General features: G+C 46.4%; 20 protein-coding genes. 10 read left to right on the forward strand and 10 right to left on the reverse strand.

Annotation, left to right across the window (positions count from 1 at the left end):
* Positions 1–208 precede the first annotated feature (208 nt).
* Entirely contained in the window at positions 209–844 is a 636-nt protein-coding gene (locus HYR79_00600; protein ID MBI1820186.1) for an ankyrin repeat domain-containing protein, read from the forward strand.
* A gap of 290 nt (positions 845–1,134) precedes the next feature.
* On the opposite strand, the gene HYR79_00605 is transcribed toward HYR79_00600, so the two are convergent.
* Entirely contained in the window at positions 1,135–1,788 is a 654-nt protein-coding gene (locus HYR79_00605; protein MBI1820187.1) for a hypothetical protein, read from the reverse strand.
* A 132-nt stretch (positions 1,789–1,920) separates the two neighbouring features.
* Between HYR79_00605 and HYR79_00610 the strand changes: the two genes are divergently transcribed.
* A complete protein-coding gene (locus HYR79_00610) occupies positions 1,921–2,706 on the forward strand; it encodes a prolipoprotein diacylglyceryl transferase (GenBank protein MBI1820188.1) in 786 nt (261 codons plus the stop codon).
* Positions 2,703–3,860 carry a regulator gene (locus tag HYR79_00615; GenBank protein ID MBI1820189.1) on the forward strand — a complete coding sequence of 386 codons (1,158 nt, stop codon included), beginning with the start codon at positions 2,703–2,705 and terminating at the stop codon, positions 3,858–3,860. Before HYR79_00610 ends, HYR79_00615 begins: the two co-directional genes overlap by 4 nt.
* On the opposite strand, the gene HYR79_00620 is transcribed toward HYR79_00615, so the two are convergent.
* The 4 genes from HYR79_00620 to HYR79_00635 form a co-directional block, all read right to left on the reverse strand.
* Positions 3,822–4,061, reverse strand: a complete 240-nt coding sequence (locus HYR79_00620) for a DMT family transporter (protein ID MBI1820190.1) — start codon at positions 4,059–4,061, stop codon at positions 3,822–3,824. The genes HYR79_00615 and HYR79_00620 overlap by 39 nt on opposite strands.
* Positions 4,062–4,124: 63 nt before the next feature.
* Positions 4,125–4,694, reverse strand: coding sequence for a DMT family transporter (locus HYR79_00625; protein MBI1820191.1), 570 nt, complete (start codon positions 4,692–4,694; stop codon positions 4,125–4,127).
* A gap of 137 nt (positions 4,695–4,831) precedes the next feature.
* Complete coding sequence (locus tag HYR79_00630; GenBank protein ID MBI1820192.1) at positions 4,832–5,167, reverse strand: hypothetical protein; 336 nt, start codon at positions 5,165–5,167, stop codon at positions 4,832–4,834.
* Positions 5,168–5,237: 70 nt separating this feature from the next.
* A complete protein-coding gene (locus HYR79_00635) occupies positions 5,238–5,801 on the reverse strand; it encodes a DUF2231 domain-containing protein (GenBank protein ID MBI1820193.1) in 564 nt (187 codons plus the stop codon).
* 223 nt (positions 5,802–6,024) lie between these two features.
* Between HYR79_00635 and HYR79_00640 the strand changes: the two genes are divergently transcribed.
* Complete coding sequence (locus HYR79_00640; protein ID MBI1820194.1) at positions 6,025–6,993, forward strand: beta-propeller fold lactonase family protein; 969 nt, start codon at positions 6,025–6,027, stop codon at positions 6,991–6,993.
* On the opposite strand, the gene HYR79_00645 is transcribed toward HYR79_00640, so the two are convergent.
* The 5 genes from HYR79_00645 to dnaA all read right to left on the reverse strand — a co-directional run bounded on the left by HYR79_00645 (position 6,990) and on the right by dnaA (position 15,503).
* A complete protein-coding gene (locus HYR79_00645) occupies positions 6,990–7,841 on the reverse strand; it encodes a tetratricopeptide repeat protein (GenBank protein ID MBI1820195.1) in 852 nt (283 codons plus the stop codon). The genes HYR79_00640 and HYR79_00645 overlap by 4 nt on opposite strands.
* A complete protein-coding gene (gyrA, locus tag HYR79_00650) occupies positions 7,838–10,324 on the reverse strand; it encodes a DNA gyrase subunit A (protein ID MBI1820196.1) in 2,487 nt (828 codons plus the stop codon). The genes HYR79_00645 and gyrA overlap by 4 nt, the downstream gene beginning before the upstream one ends.
* 17 nt (positions 10,325–10,341) lie before the next feature.
* Positions 10,342–12,900, reverse strand: coding sequence for a DNA topoisomerase (ATP-hydrolyzing) subunit B (gene gyrB, locus HYR79_00655; GenBank protein ID MBI1820197.1), 2,559 nt, complete (start codon positions 12,898–12,900; stop codon positions 10,342–10,344).
* A gap of 29 nt (positions 12,901–12,929) precedes the next feature.
* The gene (gene dnaN, locus HYR79_00660; GenBank protein ID MBI1820198.1) at positions 12,930–14,072 is read right to left on the reverse strand and encodes a DNA polymerase III subunit beta; all 1,143 of its coding nucleotides are present in this window, start codon (positions 14,070–14,072) and stop codon (positions 12,930–12,932) included.
* A 96-nt stretch (positions 14,073–14,168) separates the two neighbouring features.
* On the reverse strand, positions 14,169–15,503 hold the full coding sequence (gene dnaA / locus HYR79_00665; protein ID MBI1820199.1) for a chromosomal replication initiator protein DnaA: 1,335 nt from the start codon (positions 15,501–15,503) through the stop codon (positions 14,169–14,171).
* 691 nt (positions 15,504–16,194) lie between these two features.
* Between dnaA and rpmH the strand changes: the two genes are divergently transcribed.
* The 6 genes from rpmH to mnmG all read left to right on the forward strand — a co-directional run bounded on the left by rpmH (position 16,195) and on the right by mnmG (position 22,336).
* Positions 16,195–16,335 carry a 50S ribosomal protein L34 gene (rpmH, locus tag HYR79_00670; protein MBI1820200.1) on the forward strand — a complete coding sequence of 47 codons (141 nt, stop codon included), beginning with the start codon at positions 16,195–16,197 and terminating at the stop codon, positions 16,333–16,335.
* Positions 16,336–16,366: 31 nt separating this feature from the next.
* Entirely contained in the window at positions 16,367–16,720 is a 354-nt protein-coding gene (gene rnpA, locus HYR79_00675) for a ribonuclease P protein component (GenBank protein MBI1820201.1), read from the forward strand.
* Complete coding sequence (yidD, locus tag HYR79_00680; protein ID MBI1820202.1) at positions 16,717–16,926, forward strand: membrane protein insertion efficiency factor YidD; 210 nt, start codon at positions 16,717–16,719, stop codon at positions 16,924–16,926. The genes rnpA and yidD overlap by 4 nt, the downstream gene beginning before the upstream one ends.
* Before the next feature lie 83 nt (positions 16,927–17,009).
* Positions 17,010–18,650: a membrane protein insertase YidC gene (gene yidC / locus HYR79_00685; GenBank protein ID MBI1820203.1), complete on the forward strand. Its 1,641-nt coding sequence runs from the start codon at positions 17,010–17,012 to the stop codon at positions 18,648–18,650.
* Positions 18,651–18,786: 136 nt separating this feature from the next.
* Positions 18,787–20,190 (forward strand): tRNA uridine-5-carboxymethylaminomethyl(34) synthesis GTPase MnmE, encoded by a 1,404-nt coding sequence (mnmE, locus tag HYR79_00690; GenBank protein ID MBI1820204.1) that lies wholly within the window; start codon positions 18,787–18,789, stop codon positions 20,188–20,190.
* 259 nt (positions 20,191–20,449) lie between these two features.
* Positions 20,450–22,336, forward strand: a complete 1,887-nt coding sequence (gene mnmG, locus HYR79_00695) for a tRNA uridine-5-carboxymethylaminomethyl(34) synthesis enzyme MnmG (GenBank protein ID MBI1820205.1) — start codon at positions 20,450–20,452, stop codon at positions 22,334–22,336.
* Positions 22,337–22,393 lie beyond the last annotated feature (57 nt).

A 22,393-nucleotide genomic window follows, 5' to 3' on the forward strand; every position in this document is an offset into this window, starting at 1 on the left:
TTTTGGACGATGCGATCCATAGAAGTGGTCTCATAATTGGCTCCACGTTCGTATTATACCTAAATAGGTATAACTCGTCAAGTGTGGAATTTATTTTCAGACTTTGGCCAATATGTAATAAATAATTTCTTTGCTAAAGTTAGTGGTAATCCTCGCTTTTGAATACCTAAGAATTTATAATACTTAAAAATGTCCGAGGGATATTATTTTGTTCGGAAAAGGCATTATTAAAAATAAAGTTATTTCTTTCTGCCTCCTAGGATTGGTCGCTTTTTCATTCTCTTGTGTCTATCCACCTGATCACCACAACCAAATAGATTCGGTTAGAGAAGCAAAACCTGTTGATGAAAGGAAGTATAGAAAAGAGGACCTAAACGAAGCACTATTCGACGCTGCGGCACATGGACGGCCACAGGTTATTAAAGTTTTGATTTCTGCAGGAGCAAATATAAACTCCATAAGAGATGATATTGGAAATACTCCATTAATAAACGCAGTCAATTCAAGTAATGAGGACACAATGAGGGCATTAATTGAGCTTGGCGCTGATGTCAATGTTGCCAATTCTATCGGTAGAACGGCCTTAAGATATGCAGTTCATTATGGCTTATTTGAAATTATGAAAACATTGATTGAGAAAGGAGCCAACATCAACTCTCAGGATATTTCGGGCGTTACTCCATTGATACAGGCTGTTTGGCATAATGAAAGTAGAATGGTGCGGTATCTGGTAGATAAAGGTGCCGATATTAACATAAAGGATTCTGAGAGGCACTCCGCTTTGTTTTATGCAGATGAAAGTAAAAATAAAGAAGTGTCCGAAATTCTAAAACTAGGAAAGTAGCGATTAAATTATTTTCTTCTTCCTCCGACCCTCACTTGTGTTATAAATCACAAAAATACACGGATCAAAAAGCAGGAGAACTTGTAGGCACTGAAAGGGCTACCCGTTAGCTTCGGTAATCCGCAGTTTATGCCATCAGGCCTTTTCGTTTCTTTGTAGCTTGCTATACGTAGAAGGAAAGTCGAATATAAAAGCAATAGTCGCGAAACAAACGTTGATAGACCAAGACCTTTAGTTAGCTGTTGTATTAACTGAAAATGCCCAAATGGGGAATACCCGCTTCACCCCCTTTAAAAAGAAATGGGGGTCTTGATCGGCAGCCGCTCCACAATTTTGAAATCGATTATGGGAAAAAGGGACGGGGCCGGCCACCGGTTTAAATGACACTCATCCGACACCCGGCCGTGAAGGTAAAGGATGATTTGATTTAACTGTTTGGCGGGCGCAGGACCCATAAAGAGAATTCTGTCCACACCCGGAACGATTCCAAGCACCGGTTCAATCAAATGGCGAAAGGCGGTAGATTGAATTTCGGAAAAACCCTCCGTCCATTGATTAAACTGATCGTCCCATTCCGGCTCAATCGCCGCTCCCAACATCGGAAGAATGACCAGACCGGGAGAGGAGCTTCCCCCGATCTCTTCGTTCAAATGTGAAAAGGGAATAAAACCGGTTTTCATACCGGCTTTCATTGCTTCGCCCGGCTTTGTGGAAGAAACCCACCGGCTATACTCCTCAAACGGAACAAACCGATCGGCTGTAACCAAATCAATTTGAAAATGCCGGTTAAAGAAATCTTTAAGAAGGGTCGGCGGATAAAAGGGTGAACATAAAAACGGATTTTTTCTTTCCGGTGCATACAGCGGTGAAACAATCATCGCGAGGGAGATCACATAACGGGTAAAAGGAGTAATTTTAATCTTCTTTTTTATTTTTTTGACCATTGCTGATTTTCTATCCCTTTTCTTTTTAAATCCGTTTTTTAACATCCTAAAGTTTTTATCTAAAAACTTCAACCTGTATTGCAAATTAAAAAAAATCAACGTAGTATTAAACGTTATTTTCAGGGGAATTTTATGCTCAATTATCCGAATATCGATCCGAATATTTTTAAAATAGGGCCCATCGCCCTTCGATGGTACGGCTTCATGTACCTTTTAGGGTTCACCGCCGGTTATTGGGTCCTGACCTGGCAATCCAAACATAAAAAATCGCTCCGGCTATCAAAAGAGGATATTGGAGATGCGGTAACCTATGCGGCTTTTGGCGTCATTTTAGGGGGCCGGATCGGCTATACCCTTTTTTATAATTTTTCTTATTATTTTGAACACCCGCTTCGGGTTTTTTATGTTTGGGAGGGAGGAATGTCTTTTCACGGCGGGTTTTTAGGAACACTCGCCGCAATGGTGCTTTACGCTAAACATAAAAAAATTTCTTTTTATAAACTCGCCGACCTGGCCATTCTCGCCATCCCGATCGGGCTCGGTTTCGGCCGCCTCGGAAATTTCATCAATGGCGAGCTTTTTGGAAGAGCAACAGATGTTCCCTGGTGCATGGTCTTTCCCATGGGGGGGCCTGAGTGCCGTCACCCCTCTCAACTTTATGAAGCTTTGTTGGAAGGCCTTCTCCTTTTCTTCATTCTCTTTTTTTTAAACAAACGGAAACTCCCCGACGGCGTCATGTTCTGGAGTTTCATCACGGGCTACGGAACTTTTCGGTTCTTTGTGGAGTTTTTTAGAGAACCTGACCCCCAGCTCGGATTTATTCTGGGTCCCTTTTCAATGGGGCAGTTTTTAAGTTTCCCGATGGCGGTTCTGGGAATCTTTATGATCTTCCAACGGTTGCGGAGAAAAGCGGCTTGAAAACCGGTTTCAACGGGTTTAAAACCTGTGTGTTCATTTTTTTCTGGATGGCCGCGGGAATCAGCGGATGCCGTCAAAAAGGACCTGCTGTTTCGACGCCGCTACCCCCTTCCCTTCAATCGATTCAATATATCGTCTATGACACCTTTGATACCGGACCCGGAACCTATGTTCGCTCTCTGGCCATTGAAGGACCTTTTCTCTGGGTCGGCTCTTCTCTGGGCGTTTTAAAAATCCAGCGGTTTTCCGGGGTTCTCCTTCAGACGTTTACCCAAAAAGAAGGTTTGAAAAGCCCTTACATCTTTACGATAAGCATTTCCAAAGATGGAACAAAATGGTTTGGAACAAACGCGGGCGGCCTGACCCGTTTTCGTGAGGAGAGCTGGCAGACCTTTCTCCCGCCAGATCTGGCCGATTCGTGGGTCTACCAGATCGCTTACCAGCCCGACGGTGTGATGTGGATCGGGACCTGGAACGGCGTCAGCCGCTACGACGGCAAAAAATTTACCAATTACCGGGTAAAGGATGGATTGGTGAATCCCTGGGTTTATACCATTGCGGTGGATCAGGATCAGTCGGTTTGGATGGGAACCGAAGGAGGCGTCAATCGTTTTGACGGAAAAGCATGGCAAACCTGGACACATCAAGATGGTCTGGGCGCGGACAATGAGTTCCAGCTTGGCCAGGGTCCCAACAACCATTATGGGTCTGAAACCCTGGACGATATCAATCTGGCCCGCCATCGTCATAATCTAAACACCCTGGATGAAACCGGAAAAGAAACTTACAACGAAAATTATGTTTTTTCGATGTTTATCGATTTAAACGGAATCAAATGGTTTGGAACATGGGGGGGAGGGCTTTCCCGGTTTGACGGCAGTCGATGGAAAAATTACACCACCAAAAATGGTTTAGCCGGTAATGTGGTCTACGCCATTACTCCCGACAACAGGGGCGGGCTCTGGCTTGGAACGAACAATGGAATTTCCTATTTTAACGGCGAACAGTTTTTAAATTTTTCAAAAAAGGAAGGGCTCCCCGCCGACGACATTTATACATTGGTTCAGGATTCAGAGCGGAGACTCTGGGCAGGGCACAAGGAAGGGGTCACCCGCTTAATGCCCAAAGACCTGCTCGCCGCTCTCCATCCGTAAAGGGATTTGGCTGACGATCCAGGCACCTAATAAAATGAGACCGCCGCCTGCCCACTGACGCCAATGAATCGACTCTCCCAACAGAAGCGCGGAAAAAAGAATGGCCGATAGTGGAATAAAATTTAAAAAAACGGTTGAATGAGCGGCCCCCACCCGGTGGAGACCATAGAGCCAGAGAAAAAAACCGAAAATCGTCGCCACAAGAACGATATAAATTAAAGCTCCCCAGGCGATCCATAGATTTTCCTGATGTATCGGAGGCGTTCAGGTCACCACCATAATAAAAGAAGGTGAGTGGCGGCCCATCGCCTCCTGGCCGAGCAGAGTATAAATTGACCAGCTGATGACACCTAAAAGGACTAAAAGATCCCCTTTCCAAACCGTATCGGGTCTTACTCCCGTCTGCGGATGGAACACCACCAGGACAACCCCTAAAAAGGTAATCAAACACCCCAGCCAACCCCGGCTGTCGAGGGATTGCTTTCCAAGCGACACAAGCATCAGCGCTGTCAGAATCGGTGTGCTTCCCATAATCATTCCGGCTTCCATAGCGGAGGTATATTGAAGTCCCAGTAAAACAAACAGGGAGTTTGCCAGACCTGTCATACTCATGCCGGCCAACCGGAACCTATCTTTGAAAAGAAGAGAAGGTTGAATTTTATTTTTAAACGTTAAATAGGGAAGGATCAACAAAAGTGTCCCTCCTCCACGAACCAGCAAAACAAAATAGGGGTTCCACGTCTGCAAGGCGACTTTTTGGGCCACAACCGATCCTCCCCATATCATTGCCGCCGCCACGAGACTTGCTGTTCCTAACCTGTTTTTTTGTGGCATTTTATTAACTTTTATTGAAGAATTCGAAAGGGTTCAGGTCTGAAAGGTTTTCAGAAAAGAAATGATGTCCGGCGGGCTCCTAAATGTTGAGCCCGCCGGACATAAAAAGGAAAAGCGTTAAATCGATTTCAATCCGTTTATTTACCGGCCCCTTTGGCATGCTCCAAAGCGCCTTCGGCATGTTTCAGCGCAATATCCAAATGTCCGGCCTTGCCATGGTCTACGGCCTCTTCTTCATGTTTGATCGCCTCGCTGACATGATCTTTTGCCGCGCTCTCCTTTTCACAACCTTTGGCATGCTCCAGCATTGCTTCCGCATGATGGGTGAGGGCTTTGACATCGCCGGCTTTGCCTTGATCGACGGCCTCCTGCGCATGCTTGATCATCTCGTCACAATGCCCCTTTGGAGCATCAGCGTGTGCAAACGGCGAGACGAAAACAACCAGGATAAAACCTAAAATGATTTGTTTCATTTTTTCCTCCCTTTTAAATAAACCCTTCGATTTAATTTTATTCTCTTAAAAACGTAACATACCCAAAAGTTTAAATCAACGAAAACTCTTTCTTGTTTTTTAGAAAAGTTTCCGGATGATCATGTCCGGTTTTCGGAGCGGCAGGTGTTTTCTCGAAGGCTTTTGGATTGACCCCTACTCCAAACTCATAGACCAAACGGGCGCCCCGGTCAGCTCCGAGTGTGATCATCGATGACAAAATCAACAACCCCAAAAGGAGCCCGAATTTTTGAGAAGCCCACTTCCCTTTCCGGTTGATCCGGAAAAGGTAAAGAGACAGGGCCCCGCTGAAAATGGTAAGGGTGGCCATCCAATTCCGGTGGAGATGAATGTATTCGTGACCGGGACTGCTGTGCCCCCCGGGATCCGCCGCCGCAATCGTATCCGCGGCGATAAATCCGGTCGACAGGGTAATGATCGCCGCCAGGGTCCCGAGATAGATCATCCAGGTTGCGACAATATGGAATTTTTCGTCCCGAAAAACAGCGCCTCCTTCCATGACAAGCGCGCCCAGGAAAAAGGCAATCGGGAAATGGACAAACATCGGATGAACATTCTGGAGCGCCGCCAGCCCGGGTAAAAGCCTTTCTATCATTTTTTCAATAAACTCCTTCCTCTTGTTTCCCCTTTGAAATTGAAAGAAAGATTATCCCACTCCATTTACTTTTTCAAGAAGAAACGCTCCCTTGCCCACCCCGGTTTTTTAAAATATCCGTTTTTTCAGGCCAGGGGCTGCGTCGTTTAATCGGGTGACCGGGATTTCTTGACAAAACAAACGTCCTTGGATAACGTTAAATGAACCCGAAATCGGATTTTTTATGGCTTTTACGCTTCGCATTTTTTTTCTGACCTTCCTTTTGTGTTTCTTTTTTCATCACTCCCCTTCATTGGCTTTGGACCTGGAGGTGGTTAAAAAAATCCCTGTCGGGGAATTTCCCAAAGCAATTTTATTGGCTCCTGACGGTAAGGAAGCGGTAGTCAGCAACTTCGGGTCGAAAAGTTTTTCCATTATAGACCTTGGCGCCTTAAAAGTATCCGAAACGGTGCCGCTCCCTTCTGAGGCGGTTGAAATGGCCTTTTCGCCCGACGGCAGCCGGCTTTATATTACCAATTGGGGCGGCGGGACTCTCTCCGTGGTCGATTACCAAACTAAAAAGGTCATTCAAATTATTCCGGTAGGAGATAAACCAAAGGGGGTCACTGCCAGTTTCGATGGAAAAAAGGTTTATGTCTCTAATTGGGCGTCGGATAATGTGATGGTGATTAATAGCGAGACCTTTGAGGTCACCGCGACGATTCCTGTGGGAGCGGTTCCCCGTGGAATCGCGTTGGTTCCGGACGGGTATGAGCTTTATGTGGCGAATTTCCGGGGTAAAAATGTCAGCGTCATCGATACCGTGAAAGAATCGGTAACGGGCATCATTCAAACGACGGATAATCCACGGCACATTGTTTTTTCAAAAGATGGCAAAAAAGCTTTTATTACCCATTGGGGCGCGGGAGAGGTCTGGGTCATTGACTCAACAACCCATCGGGTATTGAATAAAATTAAAGTGGGAGAACACCCTAAAACGGTTGATCTCTCTTCAGATGGAAAAAGACTCTTTGTGGCAAATTACAAATCTGATTCAATTTCAGTGATTGATGTGGATAAAAACAGGGTGATTCTGACCTATCCCGTTTTAAAAAACCCTTCGGGCCTGGCCGTTTCTCCCGATGGGAAGCGGGTTTACGTTACCGGCTGGTATTCTAACAATGTTACGGTTTTAAATATACTGGAAAATTAGCCGCCATGGACCGTCGGTCGGTCCGGTTCCACGCTCTCCTGCTGTTGAAGGCTGGATTTTTTCTCTTCGATTTTTTTAATCCGCGCTTCAATCAAAAGATGGTTTGAGTAGGTCGGTAATAATTCCTTAAACACGGCCAGGGCCTCGTCATATCGGTTCAGCTCTTCCAGACAAACTCCCCGTTCATATTTCGCTTCAATCACAAAAGGGCTGTCAGGATAAACTTTTAGAAAATCGTCCATCGCGGCAAGTCCTTCGGCATATTTTTCCTTGATCAATAAAATCATCGCTACCTGAAAAGAGGCCCGGTCGGTCCATTTATTTCTTGGAAACTTTTTGATCAACCCTTCCCACTCGATTTTACTCTGGGCTAAATCCCCCTGGTTAAAGTAGATGTCGCCGATTTTGTAGAGATATTCATCTTCATTGGCATGGTCAGGGGTCTCTTCAATCATTTTTTGGTATTCCCCGATAGCCAGGCGGGGCTCATTAAATTCCTTTTCAAACATTTCCGCCAGATGGCCCCGGGAAGGGAGAACAAATTCCGAGGCGGGGTAATCGGTTAAAACCTTATGAAAATAATCGAGGGCTTTTTGAGTCTGTTTTAGATAGAGGTAGGAAATGACGCCGGCCCAATAATAGGCCTCCGGCGCCTGCCTGCTTTTAGGATAGGTCTCGGCGATTTGTAAATAATCTGAACGGGAATCCTGATAATTTCCCAACCGGAACTGTCTTTCGGCCTCTTTCAACTGGGCTTGAACCTTGTGAGTACAGCCGGCAGGAAACAAAATAAAGACAGCCAGAAACGCCATTGCAGAGACGTAGCGCGCTACGTCTCTCTTTTTCAAGAAGGTTCCTCCGAGGAGGCCTCTTGTTCCCCTTTTTCGTCTTCAGCTAAAATAGCGACCGCTACCACGCGGTCATTTTCACCCACGTCGATGAGTTTTACCCCCTGGGTGGCCCGGCCGATTTCTCTCAAGGCGCTGATTTTTAACCGGAGAATCTTTCCTTCCGCAGTAATCAGCATGACATCTTCCTTATTGGTCACCTGCAGGATACCGACGACATGTCCATTCCGTTCGCTGGTTTTAACAGTAATAATCCCTTTCCCGGCGCGCCCCTGGACCCGGTATTCCTCGAGAGCGGTTTTCTTGCCAAACCCTTTGTCGGTCACCGCAAGAATGGCGGTTCCTTTTTCCTGGTCGATGATTTCCATGCCAACCAGCTCGTCCCCCTCTTCCAGGTTCATTCCGCGGACACCCGTGGCGGTTCTCCCGGTTGGCCGGACCGCCGCTTCTTTAAAGCGGATTCCGATTCCCATTTTACTTCCCAGGAAAATCTCTTCATGCCCGTTGGTCAGCTTGGCGGCAATCAGACTGTCCCCCTCGTCCAGCGTCAGAGCGATAATCCCCCCGGCTCTGACGTTGCTGTAAGCGTCTATCGCGGTTTTTTTAATGGTTCCCTTCCGGGTCGCAAAAACCACATAAAGGTCTTCACGAAACTCTTTCACCGGTAAAATGGCCGTTGAAACCTCATCCGGTCCCAGAGAGAGGAGATTGACCAGCGCTTTTCCTTTGGTCACCCGTCCGGCTTCGGGAATTTGATAAACCTTCTGCCAGTAGAGGCGCCCCTTATTGGTAAAAAACAAAATATAATCATGCGTGCTGGCGACAAAGAGCTGGCTGACAAAATCCTCCTCTTTGGTTCCCATCCCCATTTTTCCTTTTCCTCCCCGCCGCTGGGAACGGTAAATGGAAACCGGGTTTCTCTTGATATAGCCGCTGTGGCTGACGGTAATCACCATCTCCTCTTCGGCGATCGTATCTTCGAGATTGATGTCGGCGGTTTCTTCGATGATTTCTGTGCGGCGGGCGTCGCCATATTTTTCTTTAACGGCAAGAAGCTCTTCTTTAATTATTTTTTTAATCAGCGGTTCGCTCGCCAAAATCGATTTTAAATATTCAATCTGTTTTAAGAGGGCTTCGTACTCTTCAATCAGTTTTTGCCGTTCCAACGAGGTGAGCCGCTGGAGCCGCATATCCAGAATCGCCTGGGCCTGGAGGGTGGAGAGTTCAAACTGCCGGATTAACCCGACCCGGGCTTCTTCGGGAGTGAGCGACCGGCGGATTAAGGCGATGACTTCATCGAGATGATCCAGGGCAATTTTAAGGCCTTCGAGGATATGGGCTTTTTCTTCCGCTTTGCGTAATTCAAAACGGGTTCGCCGGACAACCACTTCCTGCCGGTGCTCTAAAAAAGCGTCGAGAATTTGCTGAAGGTTCATCACCTGCGGCTGGTTATCCACAAGAGCCAGCATGATCACTCCAAAGGTCGACTGCATGGCGGTATGTTTATAAAGCTGGTTAAGGAGGACGAGGGCGTTTTCTCCCCGTTTGAGTTCCACAACAATCCGCATTCCATCGCGGTCAGACTCATCTCTTAAATCGGAAATTCCTTCGAGCTTTTTATCCCGGACCAGTTCCGCTATTTTTTCAATGAGCCTGGCTTTATTGACCTGATAAGGAAGTTCAGTAATGATGATCGTCTCCCGGTCCGATTTGCCCGGCTGTTCAATCCGGGCTCTCCCCCGCATCTGGATGATGCCCCGGCCGGTTCGATAGGCGCTTTTGATGCCGCTAAATCCATGAATAAAACCGCCGGTGGGGAAGTCGGGCCCCTTGACGACTTCGCAGAGCTCTTCAATCGTTGTCCGGGGGTTTTCCAGGAGCAGGACAGAAGCGTTTATCACCTCTTCCAGATTGTGCGGCGGGATGTTGGTCGCCATTCCAACCGCAATGCCTGACGATCCGTTAATCAGCAGATTTGGAATTCTAGACGGAAGGACCTGCGGTTCCATGAGCGATTCGTCATAATTAGGGCTGAAGTCAACCGTATCTTTATCGATATCGGCCAGCATTTCTTCAGCAAGGGCCGCCAATCTGGCTTCGGTATAACGCATGGCGGCCGGTGGATCGCCGTCAACCGACCCAAAATTTCCCTGACCGTCAATGAGCATATAGCGCATGTTAAAATCCTGCGCCATTCTGACCATCGTATCGTAAATGGCGGTATCGCCATGGGGATGATAGTTTCCCATGATTTCCCCGACGATTTTGGCCGATTTACGATAAGACCGGTTGTGGAGAAGCCCCATTTCGTTCATACCATGGAGAATTCTCCGGTGAACCGGTTTTAACCCGTCGCGGGCATCGGGCAGGGCTCTTCCTACGATGACCGACATGGAGTAGTTGAGATAAGAGGTTTTCATCTCCCCATCAAGCGGTATCCGGATTTCAGATAGATTAATGGATGTTTCTTCGGTATCTGGCAAATTGACTTCCTTTATTTTTAAATATCAAGGTTCTTAACTTCTAGCGCATGTTTGGTAATAAAGGCCCGCCGGGGCTCCACCTGATCGCCCATTAAAACGGTGAAGATTTCATCCGTTTTTACCGAATCATTAAGCTCAACTTTTAACAAAACCCTCGATTCGGGATTCATCGTGGTCTCCCACAACTGATCGGGATTCATTTCTCCCAACCCTTTGTACCGCTGGATCGATAACCCTTTTTTTCCGGTTTCCAGAATGGAGGCCACAAGGCTGGTGACCGTAATAAATGATTTTTTTTCAACGGCTTTCCTGGAGGCCTTGGGTTTTTTCTCCCCCTCTTCCGCCCCTTTAGCCTCGTTTTCTTCCAAATGGTAGGGAGGCGCCCCCAAACCTAAAACCGCGGGAGAAACCTGCATGAGCTCTTTAAACTCGGCCGTATTGACCCACTCTTCATCAACGGTCAGTTTTTGGGTTCCGCCTTCTCCTTTAACCTTGTTGGTGATCTGATACCCTTTATGCTCTTCATCTGCCTCGATTTCAGCCGTCAGAGTTACCTTTGGGTAATGCGTGGCAAAGTATTTTGTAACCGCATCCAGGATCTTTTCGGTTTTTTTGCCGTTTTTTAGAGCCCCCTTGAGAAGTTCAGGTTCGAGCGCATAAGCCCGGATTAAATCGAGCGGGACCTGCTTCTTTGAGAACCTTTGTAAAAGCTCTTCATAGTGCAAAAGTTTTTTCAACGCCTGTTTGAGAACTGGCCCGGTCAATTTTTCTTCCTCCTGGCCATACACGGTCACGGCATCCACAACGGTGTCGATAATATATTCTTTCATCTCTTCTTCATTTTTAATGTAAAGCTCGGTTTTACCCTTTTTCACTTTAAAAAGCGGCGGCTGGGCAATATAAATATAGCCCTTTTCAATCAATTCTTTCATCTGCCTGTATAAAAAGGTCAGCAGGAGGGTCCGAATATGGGCGCCGTCGACATCCGCATCGGTCATAATAATAATTTTATGATACCGGACTTTCGAGGTATCAAAACCCCCCTCGCCAATACCGGTTCCCAGGGCGGTAATCAGCGTCCGGATTTCGTCGCTGGTCAGCATTTTATCAAACCGGGCTTTTTCGACGTTTAAAATTTTGCCTTTGAGGGGCAGGATGGCCTGGTTCCGCCGGTCTCTCCCCTGCTTGGCCGAGCCTCCCGCGGAATCTCCTTCGACGATAAAAAGCTCGCTCAAGGCCGGGTCTTTTTCGCTGCAATCGGCTAATTTTCCCGGAAGAGATCCGACCTCCAGCGCGCTTTTTCGCCGGATGAGGTCTTTGGCCTTACGCGCCGCCTCTCGCGCCCGCGCCGCATTTAACCCTTTTTCCACAATCTTTTTGGCAATCGACGGGTTTTCTTCAAAAAATGTCCCGAGGACTTCATTAACCGCCGCTTCAACCAGGCCCTTGACTTCGCTATTTCCGAGTTTTGTTTTGGTTTGTCCTTCAAATTGAGGGTTGGGAATTTTCACGCTGACCACCGCGGTCAGTCCCTCGCGCACGTCGTCGCCGGTCAGGGTTTCCCCCCCTTTCAGGAGGTTATTGGACGATCCATATTGATTAATCGTCCGGGTCAGCGCGGCTTTAAAACCAACAAGATGGGTTCCCCCTTCGCGCGTATTAATATTATTGGCAAAGGAAAAAATATTCTCCGTATAACTGTCGTTATATTGAAGGGCGACCTCCATGATCAGCCCTTCTTTTTCTTTGGCTACCGCAATCGGCTTATGGAGCGGCGTTTTGTTTTCATTCAGATGCTCGACAAATTCTTTAATTCCCCCTTTGTAATTAAACTCTTCGACTTTTCCGGTCCGCTCATCGGTCAGGGATATAAAGAGACCCTGGTTTAAAAAAGCCAGCTCCCGGATCCGGGTCGCCAGGGTTTCCGCCGTATATTCCAGCTTTTCAAATATCTGAGGGTCTGGTTTAAAGGTAACTTTGGTCCCTCTTTTTTTGGTTTTTCCGGTTAACGCGAGCGGCGCAGTCGGTTTTCCCCGCTCATACCGCTGCGTGTGGACATTGCCGTTTTGCTTGATTTCCAGTTCCAGCCACTCTGAAAGGGCATTGACCACGGAAACGCCAACCCCGTGAAGCCCGCCGGAGACCCGATAAACTTTGTTGTCAAACTTTCCCCCCGCATGAAGAACGGTTAACGCGACTTCCGCGGCTGATACCTTTTTATCAGGATGGATTCCGGTCGGTATTCCACGGCCGTTGTCAATGACCGTAATGGAATTATCGACATGGATACTGACCTCGATGTGATCGCAAAACCCGGCCATTGCCTCATCGACGCTGTTATCGACGATCTCATAGACCAGATGATGGAGGCCTTCCACGCCGGTCGAGCCGATATACATCGCCGGCCGTTTACGGACGGCCTCCAGCCCTTCCAGAATCTTGATATTTTCAGCGCCGTAGTTGTCTATGATGACTTGGGGGCCCGTGCGCTCCGCCTCCGGCGGATACTCCGATGCCCCCAAACCCCGCGCTCCGCCCGGCTTAGCCGGTGCTTCGCTTTTTTTCTCTTCTGCCATAACCTTTTAATTGTCCTTTCAGTCTTTTCTTACACCCGCATCGGCATGATGACGCAGAGGTATTTTTTGTCGCCCGGATCTTTAAAGAGCGTGGGGCTTAACGAATCTTTCAACTCGATGAGAACCTCCTCGTTTTCAATGACCGATAACGCGTCGAGAACATACCGGGCGTTAAACCCTGTCCCGATTTTATCCCCCTTATACACGATGGCAATTTCATCCTCAGCTTCTCCCAGCTCTGAAGATTGGGTGCTCAAGAACAATCTGTTTTCTTCAAATGAGAACTGCACCGCGTGGGTTTTTTCTTTTGAAAGAATAGCCACCCGCCGAATCGCCCGTTCGAGATCCCATTTTTTTACCGAGACCGTCTTGTCGTTCGCCTTCGGGATCACCTGAGAATAATTGGGGTAATTTCCTTCCATCAAGCGGGAGTAAAGAACCAGGTCCCCTTTTTTAAAAATAATTTGATTCTTGGCCAGGCTGATCAGGAGTTCTTCTTCCCCTTCTTCGATCAGTTTTTTCATTTCAAAAATCGCTTTTTTTGGAACCACCGCCTGAAGTTCTTTATCCCCCCCGGGCTCCCCGTCCGGAAAAAAATGTTCAAAATCTTCACGCTCAATGACGGCAAGCCTGTGGCCGTCCGTTCCTGCCAAACGAAGGACTTTTTTGCTGCCTTGCACCTGAACGTTGACCAAAAGTCCGTTTAAAATATAGCGGGAATCATTTTCTCCGACCGCGAAAACCGTCTTTTTGAACAGCTCTGACAAATTTTTTGCCGAAAGTCGAACGGATATTTCCTCCTTAACCGCCGGGGCCAGAGGAAAATCTTCTGCCGAAAGGGCTGCCATCTTAAATTTGGATTTTCCGGCTTCGATCTGAACCCATTGATTTTCCTGCTGTTGGAGGGTAACAGGACCTTCGGGAAGCTCCTTGACAATTTCATAGACTTTACGGGCTGACAGGGTGGTTTTTCCTTTCCGGATCACCTCCGCGGGATAGGAGGCCTGGATGGCGATTTCCATGTCGGTGGCGAAAAGAGAAACGACAGAGTCTTCCTTTTCAGCGTCCAGCAAAATATTGGAAAGGATCGGCATGGTATTCCTTTTTTCCACAACACCCTGCACCCTTTGGAGACCCTTAAGCAACTCTCTCCTGTCGATACAAATTTTCATGATGATCTCCCACAAAGCTTTCTCGCGGGTGGTTCCGCAGGGAGGCTTCGTTCTTTTTAGATGATTATTCTAATTTTCAGCGTTTTCTGAAAAATTTCATAAGTCTTTGACCTGACGCCTGAGACGATCGATGAGCGCCTTTCCCTCGCCGTCAGCCTGGTTAAGTTTCTCGACCTGGCGGCAGGCATGAATCACGGTTGAATGATCCTTCCCTCCAAAATGTTTTCCGATTTCAGGAAAGGACAACTCGGTCAATTCGCGGCAAAGATACATGGCAAGCTGCCGGGGAAAAACCAGGTTTTTGGTCCTTTTTTTGGATTTCATCTCGTTGATTTTGATGTGTAGTTTTTCGGAGACGATTTTTTGAATATCCTCCGGCGTAATCATCTTCTTTTTTTCAACAATAATATCTTGAAGGACGCGCCTTGCGAGGTCGATGGAAAGGGTTTCACCGGTTAAAGAGGAAAACGCCCCTACCCGGTTTAAAGAACCCTCGAGAACCCGAATGTTATTTTTGATATGTGTGGCGAGAAACAACGCCAAATCATCCGGGAGATTTGTTTTTTCGGCATCGGCTTTTTTCTTTAAAATGGCAATTCGGGTTTCAAGATCCGGAGGCTGAATGTCGGCAATCAATCCCATTTCAAAACGGGAACGGAGCCGTTCTTCAATATCAGACATCTCTTTGGTCGACCGGTCGCTGGATAAAACGATTTGTTTGTTGTCTTCATAGAGGGTATTAAAAGTATGAAAAAACTCTTCCTGCGTACGCTCTTTCCCCTGAATAAACTGAATATCGTCAATAAGAAGAACATCGATATGTCTGTATTTTCCCCTGAACTCCGGCATTTTGTCGTAGCGAATAGAATTAATCAGCTCGTTCGTGAATTTTTCAGAGGGAAGATAAACAATATTCAACCCGTTGTTCTTCGCATACATCGCGTTTCCAATGGCGTTTAACAGGTGTGTCTTCCCCAATCCGGCGCCACCGTACAGGAACAGGGGGTTGTAGGTCTTTCCGGGCTCCTCGGCAACCTTTAAAGAAGCGGCATGGGCAAATTGATTGGAGGACCCCACAACAAAGGAGCTGAAAACATGCTTGGCATTCAGCCCCACCTTTCGTTTTTCTTTATCCGCCCTTCTTTCAGGGACTGCGGCGTTTTCTTCTTTCGTTAATCCCGCTTCATCGATAACAAAAACAACCTTAATATCTTTTCTTTGGGTGAGGGTTTCCAGGTTCTGATCGATTTGGTCCTGATAATGGGTAAAAATCCATTCGCCAAAAAGCTTGTTGGGGGCAGAAATGATAAAAGCATCTTTTTCAAAACTGGAAAAACGCAGCGGTTTAAACCACATATCAAAACTTTGTTTGTTAATCTGAGTTTCAATCAAACTCAAATTTTCTTTCCAAATTTCATTCATATCCATCATTTTTTATAAAAACCTAATTAATGATATTCAGGGGCCTGTGTCACAAAGCTTGCTCTCGGCACGTTCCCGCAGTGCCGATAAGTCTTTTTCGGCAGATGCCCGAACCCCGCGCTCCGCTCGGTCTAACTACGACCATTCCAAAGTCCGTCACTGGCTAAACCAGTTGCTTCACTTAATTTATAAAAATAAACTTCTCTATTAATTTTAAAGTTACTAACAGAGTTATTCACAATTGTTAATAACTTTTTTTTACCTATTTTTTCAATGTGTTATATCTTCATCCTGTTTTTTTTATAGTTCAATAAACGAATAAAAAACATATAAAAATCAATATCTTATATATTTTTTTTTAAAAAAGCAATAAAACTATAACAAACTTAAAACCATTTTACAAGCCATTTCATTTTCCACAAAAATGAAATAAACAGTTGATAATTTTTTTTATAAAACTATCCCCAGATTTATATCTCTTTTATTCATGTCATTTAAAGGACTTAGGTTATTTTCCACACTTTAATGCTGCTTACTATGGACTACTATTTTTATTTAATTTATAAATATTATCTTTATTTACTAAACAATAAAATAAAAAATTATTTATTAAAAAGACATAATTAAAACTTGACTTTAAACTTAAAAAACACTATTTTATCTTGTTTAAACCTCTTATTCAAGATTAGAAGGATCTCACATGTCTGACACCTATGCTCAACCCAGTAAATTAAAAAGAAAAAGAACCCACGGGTTTTTAAAAAGAATGTCGACCGCCGACGGACGTAAAGTCATTAAGAGGCGGAGAAACAAAGGGAGAAAAAGATTGACCGTTGATTAAAAGATCGTAAAAAACTCAGGAAGGGAATGGGCTGAAAGAAAAATTAAAAGATAAAAAAATAAAAAGTAATCGTGAAATTCAGTTTTTATTTGAAAAAGGAAAAAGATTAAGAGGTCCAAATTTTGATTTTCTTTTTTTTAAAAATAATCTTTCTCATGGCCGGGCGGGAGTTGTCGTTGGGAAAAAATGCGGGGGAGCCGTAGATCGAAACACCATTAAGAGAATTTTCAGGGAAATTCTTTATAATCAGCAAATTGATTTTAACTTTCCTTTTGATTTTATCGTGGTTCCAAAATCCGAATCGAAAAAGAAACTTTTTATTTTATTAAAGCAAGAAGTTATTTTTTCCATTCATAAAATGTTAAAACAGCTTCCTGTCCAATGACCCAAGTCGTTATTTTATTGATTCGAATTTATCAAAGGGGGATTTCTCCCTGGTTGCCCCCGGTCTGCCGGTTTTATCCCTCCTGTTCCCAATATCAAATCGACGCTTTGGCAAGATATGGAATTTTTAAAGGCGTTTTTTTGGGAGTCTGCCGCCTTTTTAAATGTCATCCCTTTCATCCCGGCGGTTATGATCCTCTCCGTTGAAATAAAGTTTTCTTTTCTCGCCTCTTTAATCAAATTGAATTTATTTTTTTAAATTAGAAAATTTTTAGCTGAAAAAGGAATCCATGGAAAAAAGGCTTGTTCTCTTTATTGTTATCTCCGTTCTAATTCTGATTGGGAGTTCCTATCTTTTTCCGGCCAAAAAAACGTTGCCGGTGAAACAAGAAACAGCGGTTTCAACCCGTGCCGCGGCGGGGGTTGAAAAAAATGAGCTCCTGAACACGCCAATAGGCGCCATTGAAAACAAACCAGCGCCGGAAGAAAAAATTTTAACCGTTGATACGCCCCTTTATCATGCCCAGTTAACCAATCGCGGGGGGGCCTTTAAGCGGTGGGACCTTAAAAAATATACAGAGAGCGACCGAACCACGAGCGTTAAACTCCTCAATGAAGGAATATCTCTTTTTCCTTTGTCTTTAGAAATGAAGGAAGAGGGGGATCTTTTTTTAAAAGGAATTTATCATGTTGAAGGGGAGGATCTTAATCTCGCGAGCGGAAAAAAAGAAGGAACGATCATTTTTTATTTAAAAGACGCCGCAACAGGGAAGGGGGTCCAGAAAAAACTGACCTTTCATGACGACACCTATGCCGTCGACGTTGAAATCAAAACCGAAAACATTCCTTCGTATGAATTTCTTTTGGGTTCCAATTTTGGAATTCATCAATGGGGAGATAAAAGTTTTGTTGGATTTATCGGGCCCACCAGCTTGATCAATAACCGGGTGATAAAGGAAACCCCTTCAAAACTTTCTCAGGAGGTTGTTTATGAGGGAAAAACAACCTGGACGGCTTTACAGGATAAATATTTTCTTGCCGCGCTGATTCCTAAAGATGAAGAAGTGAAATCCATTGTTAAAAAAGTTAAAGAGGGGGAATTTACAGTCGGGGTAAAGGTGTTGCCCAAACAACCCGCTTCCAACACCGAACAATTTGTCCTTTTTGCCGGCCCCAAGAAACTATCGATCCTGGAATCTTTAAATGTCTATCTGGAAGAAACAATTGATTTTGGCTGGTTTATCGCCGGAAGCTGGTCGGTGGTCCGTATCATCGCAAAACCGTTATTTTCGATCCTGAATTTCTTTTACAGTTTTACTCATAATTATGGCATTGCCATCATTTTTCTGACCGTTTCGATCAAGGTGCTGTTTATTCCGCTGACCCATAAGAGCTATAAATCAATGAAGGGGATGCAGGAGGTTCAGCCGATCCTTGCCGATCTACAAAAAAAATATAAGAATGACAAACCGCGGCTAAATAAAGAAATTATGGAAATTTACAAGACGCGCAAAATAAATCCTCTTGGCGGTTGTCTCCCGATGGTTCTTCAAATACCCGTATTTGTGGCTCTCTTTAATATTTTTTATACGACGATTGAACTTCGGCACGCGCCGTTTTTTTTGTGGGTGAACGACCTCTCCGATTATGACCATAAATATGTTCTTCCCGTCTTGATGGGAATCACCATGTTTATCCAGCAAAAAATCCAGCCGACCAATATGGATCCCAAGCAGGCTAAAATCATGCTTTTCCTGCCCTTGATTTTTACCTTTTTCTTTTTAAACTTTTCTTCCGGGTTAGTTTTATACTGGATGGTGAACAACATCCTGAGTATCACCCAGCAGGTGGTCACGGCGAAATATTCCGCCAATGGAAAACAAAAAGCGGGAGTTGCAGAGAAGACCGGAAAGGCCGTAAAATCAAGTTAGGTTAGTTCAATGAAGACCTCTTTATATAGATTCCCAGCAAGCAAAGCGAGCGTGGAGCATCCGAGCTAGCTATGGAAGCGTTTCCACAGCGGACAGATGATTTTAAAAAACCGGCTTTGCCGGTTGAGGGGGCGACGTGAGCCCCTATCGCTTTGCGAATGAGGACACGATTTGCGCAATATCCACCCCGCCCGGTCAGGGGGGCATCGGGGTGATCCGGGTGAGCGGACAAAGGTCCTTTGAAATCGGGGATCGGATTTTTCACGCCGTACATAAAAAAAAACTTCACAAGGCCCCCACGCACACCCTTCATTACGGCAAGATCGTGGACCCTCGAACCGGAGAGGTCCTGGATGAAGTCCTGGCGGCCGTGATGCGTTCCCCTAAATCCTACACCTGCGAGGATGTTTTAGAGCTCAGCTGCCACGGCAACACCCCTTCTCTCATGAAAATTCTTTCACTGCTGGTGCGGGAGGGGGCCAGAGAAGCCCTTCCCGGAGAATTTACCAGGCGAGCCTTTCTAAATGGAAGAATCGACCTGGTTCAAGCTGAAGCGGTCATGGATTTTATTTCAGCGGAATCTGAAATTGCCCGGGAGCTGGCCCTTAAACATTTAAATGGCGATTTTTCCCAGGTCATTTTAAAAATCCGCGAGCGGATGGTCAGCCTTCTCTCGAATTTGGAAGGGAACATAGACTTTTCCCAGGAAGACATAGAGTTTTTATCCGAACCCGCCGCGGTTCAGAAGGTCCTCAATCTTTTGGAAGAGGTCGATGGGTTGTTAAATACCGCCCGGGATGGAAGGATTGTCCGGGAGGGGTTTCTGGTCGCCCTGGCGGGGAGACCCAATGTGGGGAAGTCGACCTTGCTGAACACCCTGTTAGGAAATGAAAGGGCCATTGTCACGGCGTTTCCGGGAACGACGCGGGACACTCTGGAGGAATCTCTTTTAGTTCATGGTGTAAAAGTCAGGCTGGTGGATACCGCCGGAATCCGGTCGACGGACGATCCGATTGAAAAGGAAGGGATTAAACGGGCAGAAGAGACGATCCGGTCCGCGGACCTTGTGCTCTGGCTGGTCGATGCAACCGCCGGAATGACCCCGGAAGAAGATAAAAACATTGAAAAATATTGCCGGAAGAATTATCTTATTCTCTTTAATAAAATAGACTTGGTCAATGACAGCGGCTTGCCGCGAACGGGGAGATTTTCGAATAAGCAGGTGTTAAAAATCTCTTCCTTTAGAAAATCGGGCATTCGGGAGTTAGAGGCGGGGATTTCCGAGGCGTGTCTTCAATTAACCCGGTGGACCGGTTCAGAAGCCGGGGCTGTGGTTATTCGGCGGAGGCATGAACAGGCGCTTCGGGAGGCGAAGGCGTCGCTTCTTCACTCCCTGGACTCTCTCAAAGGTAATATGTCGCCGGAATTTGTAGCGCTTGATTTAAAAGGGGCGATCGACCATCTGGGGAAAATTGTTGGAATCACCACTCCGGACGATGTTTTAAATCAAATTTTTAAAGATTTTTGCATAGGGAAATAGATCGGGTGCCTGGTGCGGCCTGAGCGAAGACGCCGACGAAGTTATTCTCATCTCTAGATTTTTAGACTATGGTGGAATGGGCAAACTTCGCCGAAGTCTTCTTTTCAGGTCACACCAGGCACCCGATTCATGAATAAAGGAATAAGTGAAGCAGCCGGCTTGGCCGGTGCGGAACCTAGCGAGCAAAGCGAGCGAGAGGGGGAGGCTCCATCCGGCTCTGCCGGTGGAGGGGGCGACGTGAGCCCCCATAGATAGACCCATGTTAATTCAAACATTTAAAGAAAAATATGATGTCATTGTGATTGGCGCCGGCCATGCGGGGTGCGAGGCCGCGCTGGCTTCGGCCCGGATGGGGGCTAAAACCTTGCTCTGTACCATCAGCCTCGATAAGATCGGCCAGATGTCCTGTAACCCGGCCATCGGAGGAATTGCAAAAGGGCACCTGGTTCGTGAAATTGACGCTCTGGGCGGAGAGATGGGTAAAAACGCCGATAAAACCGGCATACAGTTTAAAATGCTCAATACCCGAAAGGGCCCCTCGGTTCGTGCCCTGCGGGCTCAGTCAGATAAAGACCTTTACCGCGAGGAAATGACCCGATCCCTGTTAAACCAGGAAAGTCTGGAATTGCTGGGGGAGATGATCGACCGCATTCTTGTCGAAGACGGACGGGTGATCGGGATCGAAACCGCCGGTGGAAAAACGTTCCTGTCGCAAAATGTGATTGTCACGACCGGGACTTTCTTGCGGGGGTTGATCCATATTGGTTTAACCCGCTTTCCATCGGGAAGAGCCGGGGAAAACGCGTCGGAAAATCTTTCCAAATCATTTTTACAGCTCGGATTCCCCCTCGGCCGTTTAAAAACGGGAACGCCCCCCCGAATCGACGGCAGGACCATTGATTTTTCCAAAACCGCTCCACAGTACGGCGATGCCCCCCCGCTTCCTTTTTCGTTTGAAACCCGTCAGATTTCCCTCCCGCAGGTCCCCTGTTATTTGACCTATACCCAGGCAGAGACCCATCGGATCATTAAAGATAATCTCGACCGCTCTCCTTTATTTAACGGGACGATAGAGGGGATCGGGCCGCGCTATTGTCCTTCGATTGAAGACAAGGTCTTCCGGTTTGCCGATAAAGAGCGCCATCAGATCTTTTTAGAGCCTGAAGGTCTGGAAACAAACTCATGGTATCCCAACGGTGTTTCCACGAGTCTTCCGGTCGATGTCCAGCTTGCCTTTATCCGGACGATTTCCGGCCTGGAAAAAGCCGAATTTCTCCGACCCGGATATGCCATCGAGTATGACTTTGTTCCTCCCACTGAATTAAAACCAACCCTGGAGACCAAACGGGTGGAAGGCTTATATCATGCCGGCCAGATCAACGGAACGTCGGGCTATGAAGAGGCGGCGGCACAGGGGTTAATGGCGGGGATTAACGCGGTTTTAAAAATGAGAGGAGAAGCGCCTTTTATTTTAAAGCGGTCAGAGGCTTATATCGGCGTCTTGATCGATGACCTGGTGACGAAGGGAACAAACGAGCCTTACCGGATGTTCACCTCGCGTGCGGAGTACCGCCTTCTTCTTCGCCATGACAACGCCGATTTAAGACTTTCCGAAATAGGGTATGGCCTTGGTTTGGTCGGGGAAAATCGGTATAAAAGATTTTTAAGAAAGAAAGAGTCTATTTTCCGGAAGATCGAATGGCTGGAGTCAACCCGGCTCGGGTCGTTTGAAGATTATTCGGAACGACTCCGTGGAATGGGTCAGACAGGCTTGCCCGATTTAACCCTGAGTCAGCTTTTAAAAAGGCCGGAAGTTGATTACGGAACGCTGTGTGAATGGTTTGATGAACCGAACGACGACGAAGAGATGGGCGCCCAGGTTGAAATTCAGGTTAAATATGAAGGGTATATTCAACGGCAAAACGAGCAAATCAGCCAATTTCATTTAAGTGAAAATAAAAAGATTCCCTATGACTTTGATTATTCCTCGGTGAAAAGCCTTTCCCACGAAGTCCTTCAAAAACTAACCCATATCCGGCCCCTTTCGGTGGGCCAGGCATCCCGGATTTCAGGCGTGACCCCGGTTGCGATTTCGCTCCTCCTGGTCGCGTTGGAGCGTCACCGGCGAAGCGGTGTGAAAAATTAAGCCTGTTTGTAGCCAAGGCGGAAACATCAAAAAAGGGCGAGCCAAAACTCGCCCCTG

This window comes from Nitrospirota bacterium (assembly GCA_016178585.1).
In the GTDB taxonomy this organism is placed as follows: domain Bacteria; phylum Nitrospirota; class Nitrospiria; order JACQBW01; family JACQBW01; genus JACOTA01.

Bases quoted from the DNA above. Each gene is read 5' to 3' on its own strand.
- HYR79_00605 (MBI1820187.1), bottom strand. From the start codon at position 1,788: ATGGTCAAAAAAATAAAAAAGAAGATTAAAATTACTCCTTTTACCCGT.
- HYR79_00610 (MBI1820188.1), top strand. From the start codon at position 1,921: ATGCTCAATTATCCGAATATCGATCCGAATATTTTTAAAATAGGGCCC.
- HYR79_00625 (MBI1820191.1), bottom strand. From the start codon at position 4,694: ATGCCACAAAAAAACAGGTTAGGAACAGCAAGTCTCGTGGCGGCGGCA.
- HYR79_00630 (MBI1820192.1), bottom strand. From the start codon at position 5,167: ATGAAACAAATCATTTTAGGTTTTATCCTGGTTGTTTTCGTCTCGCCG.
- HYR79_00635 (MBI1820193.1), bottom strand. From the start codon at position 5,801: ATGATAGAAAGGCTTTTACCCGGGCTGGCGGCGCTCCAGAATGTTCAT.
- HYR79_00640 (MBI1820194.1), top strand. From the start codon at position 6,025: ATGGCTTTTACGCTTCGCATTTTTTTTCTGACCTTCCTTTTGTGTTTC.
- gyrB (MBI1820197.1), bottom strand. From the start codon at position 12,900: ATGGCAGAAGAGAAAAAAAGCGAAGCACCGGCTAAGCCGGGCGGAGCG.
- dnaN (MBI1820198.1), bottom strand. From the start codon at position 14,072: ATGAAAATTTGTATCGACAGGAGAGAGTTGCTTAAGGGTCTCCAAAGG.
- dnaA (MBI1820199.1), bottom strand. From the start codon at position 15,503: ATGATGGATATGAATGAAATTTGGAAAGAAAATTTGAGTTTGATTGAA.
- rpmH (MBI1820200.1), top strand. From the start codon at position 16,195: ATGTCTGACACCTATGCTCAACCCAGTAAATTAAAAAGAAAAAGAACC.
- yidD (MBI1820202.1), top strand. From the start codon at position 16,717: ATGACCCAAGTCGTTATTTTATTGATTCGAATTTATCAAAGGGGGATT.
- yidC (MBI1820203.1), top strand. From the start codon at position 17,010: ATGGAAAAAAGGCTTGTTCTCTTTATTGTTATCTCCGTTCTAATTCTG.
- mnmG (MBI1820205.1), top strand. From the start codon at position 20,450: ATGTTAATTCAAACATTTAAAGAAAAATATGATGTCATTGTGATTGGC.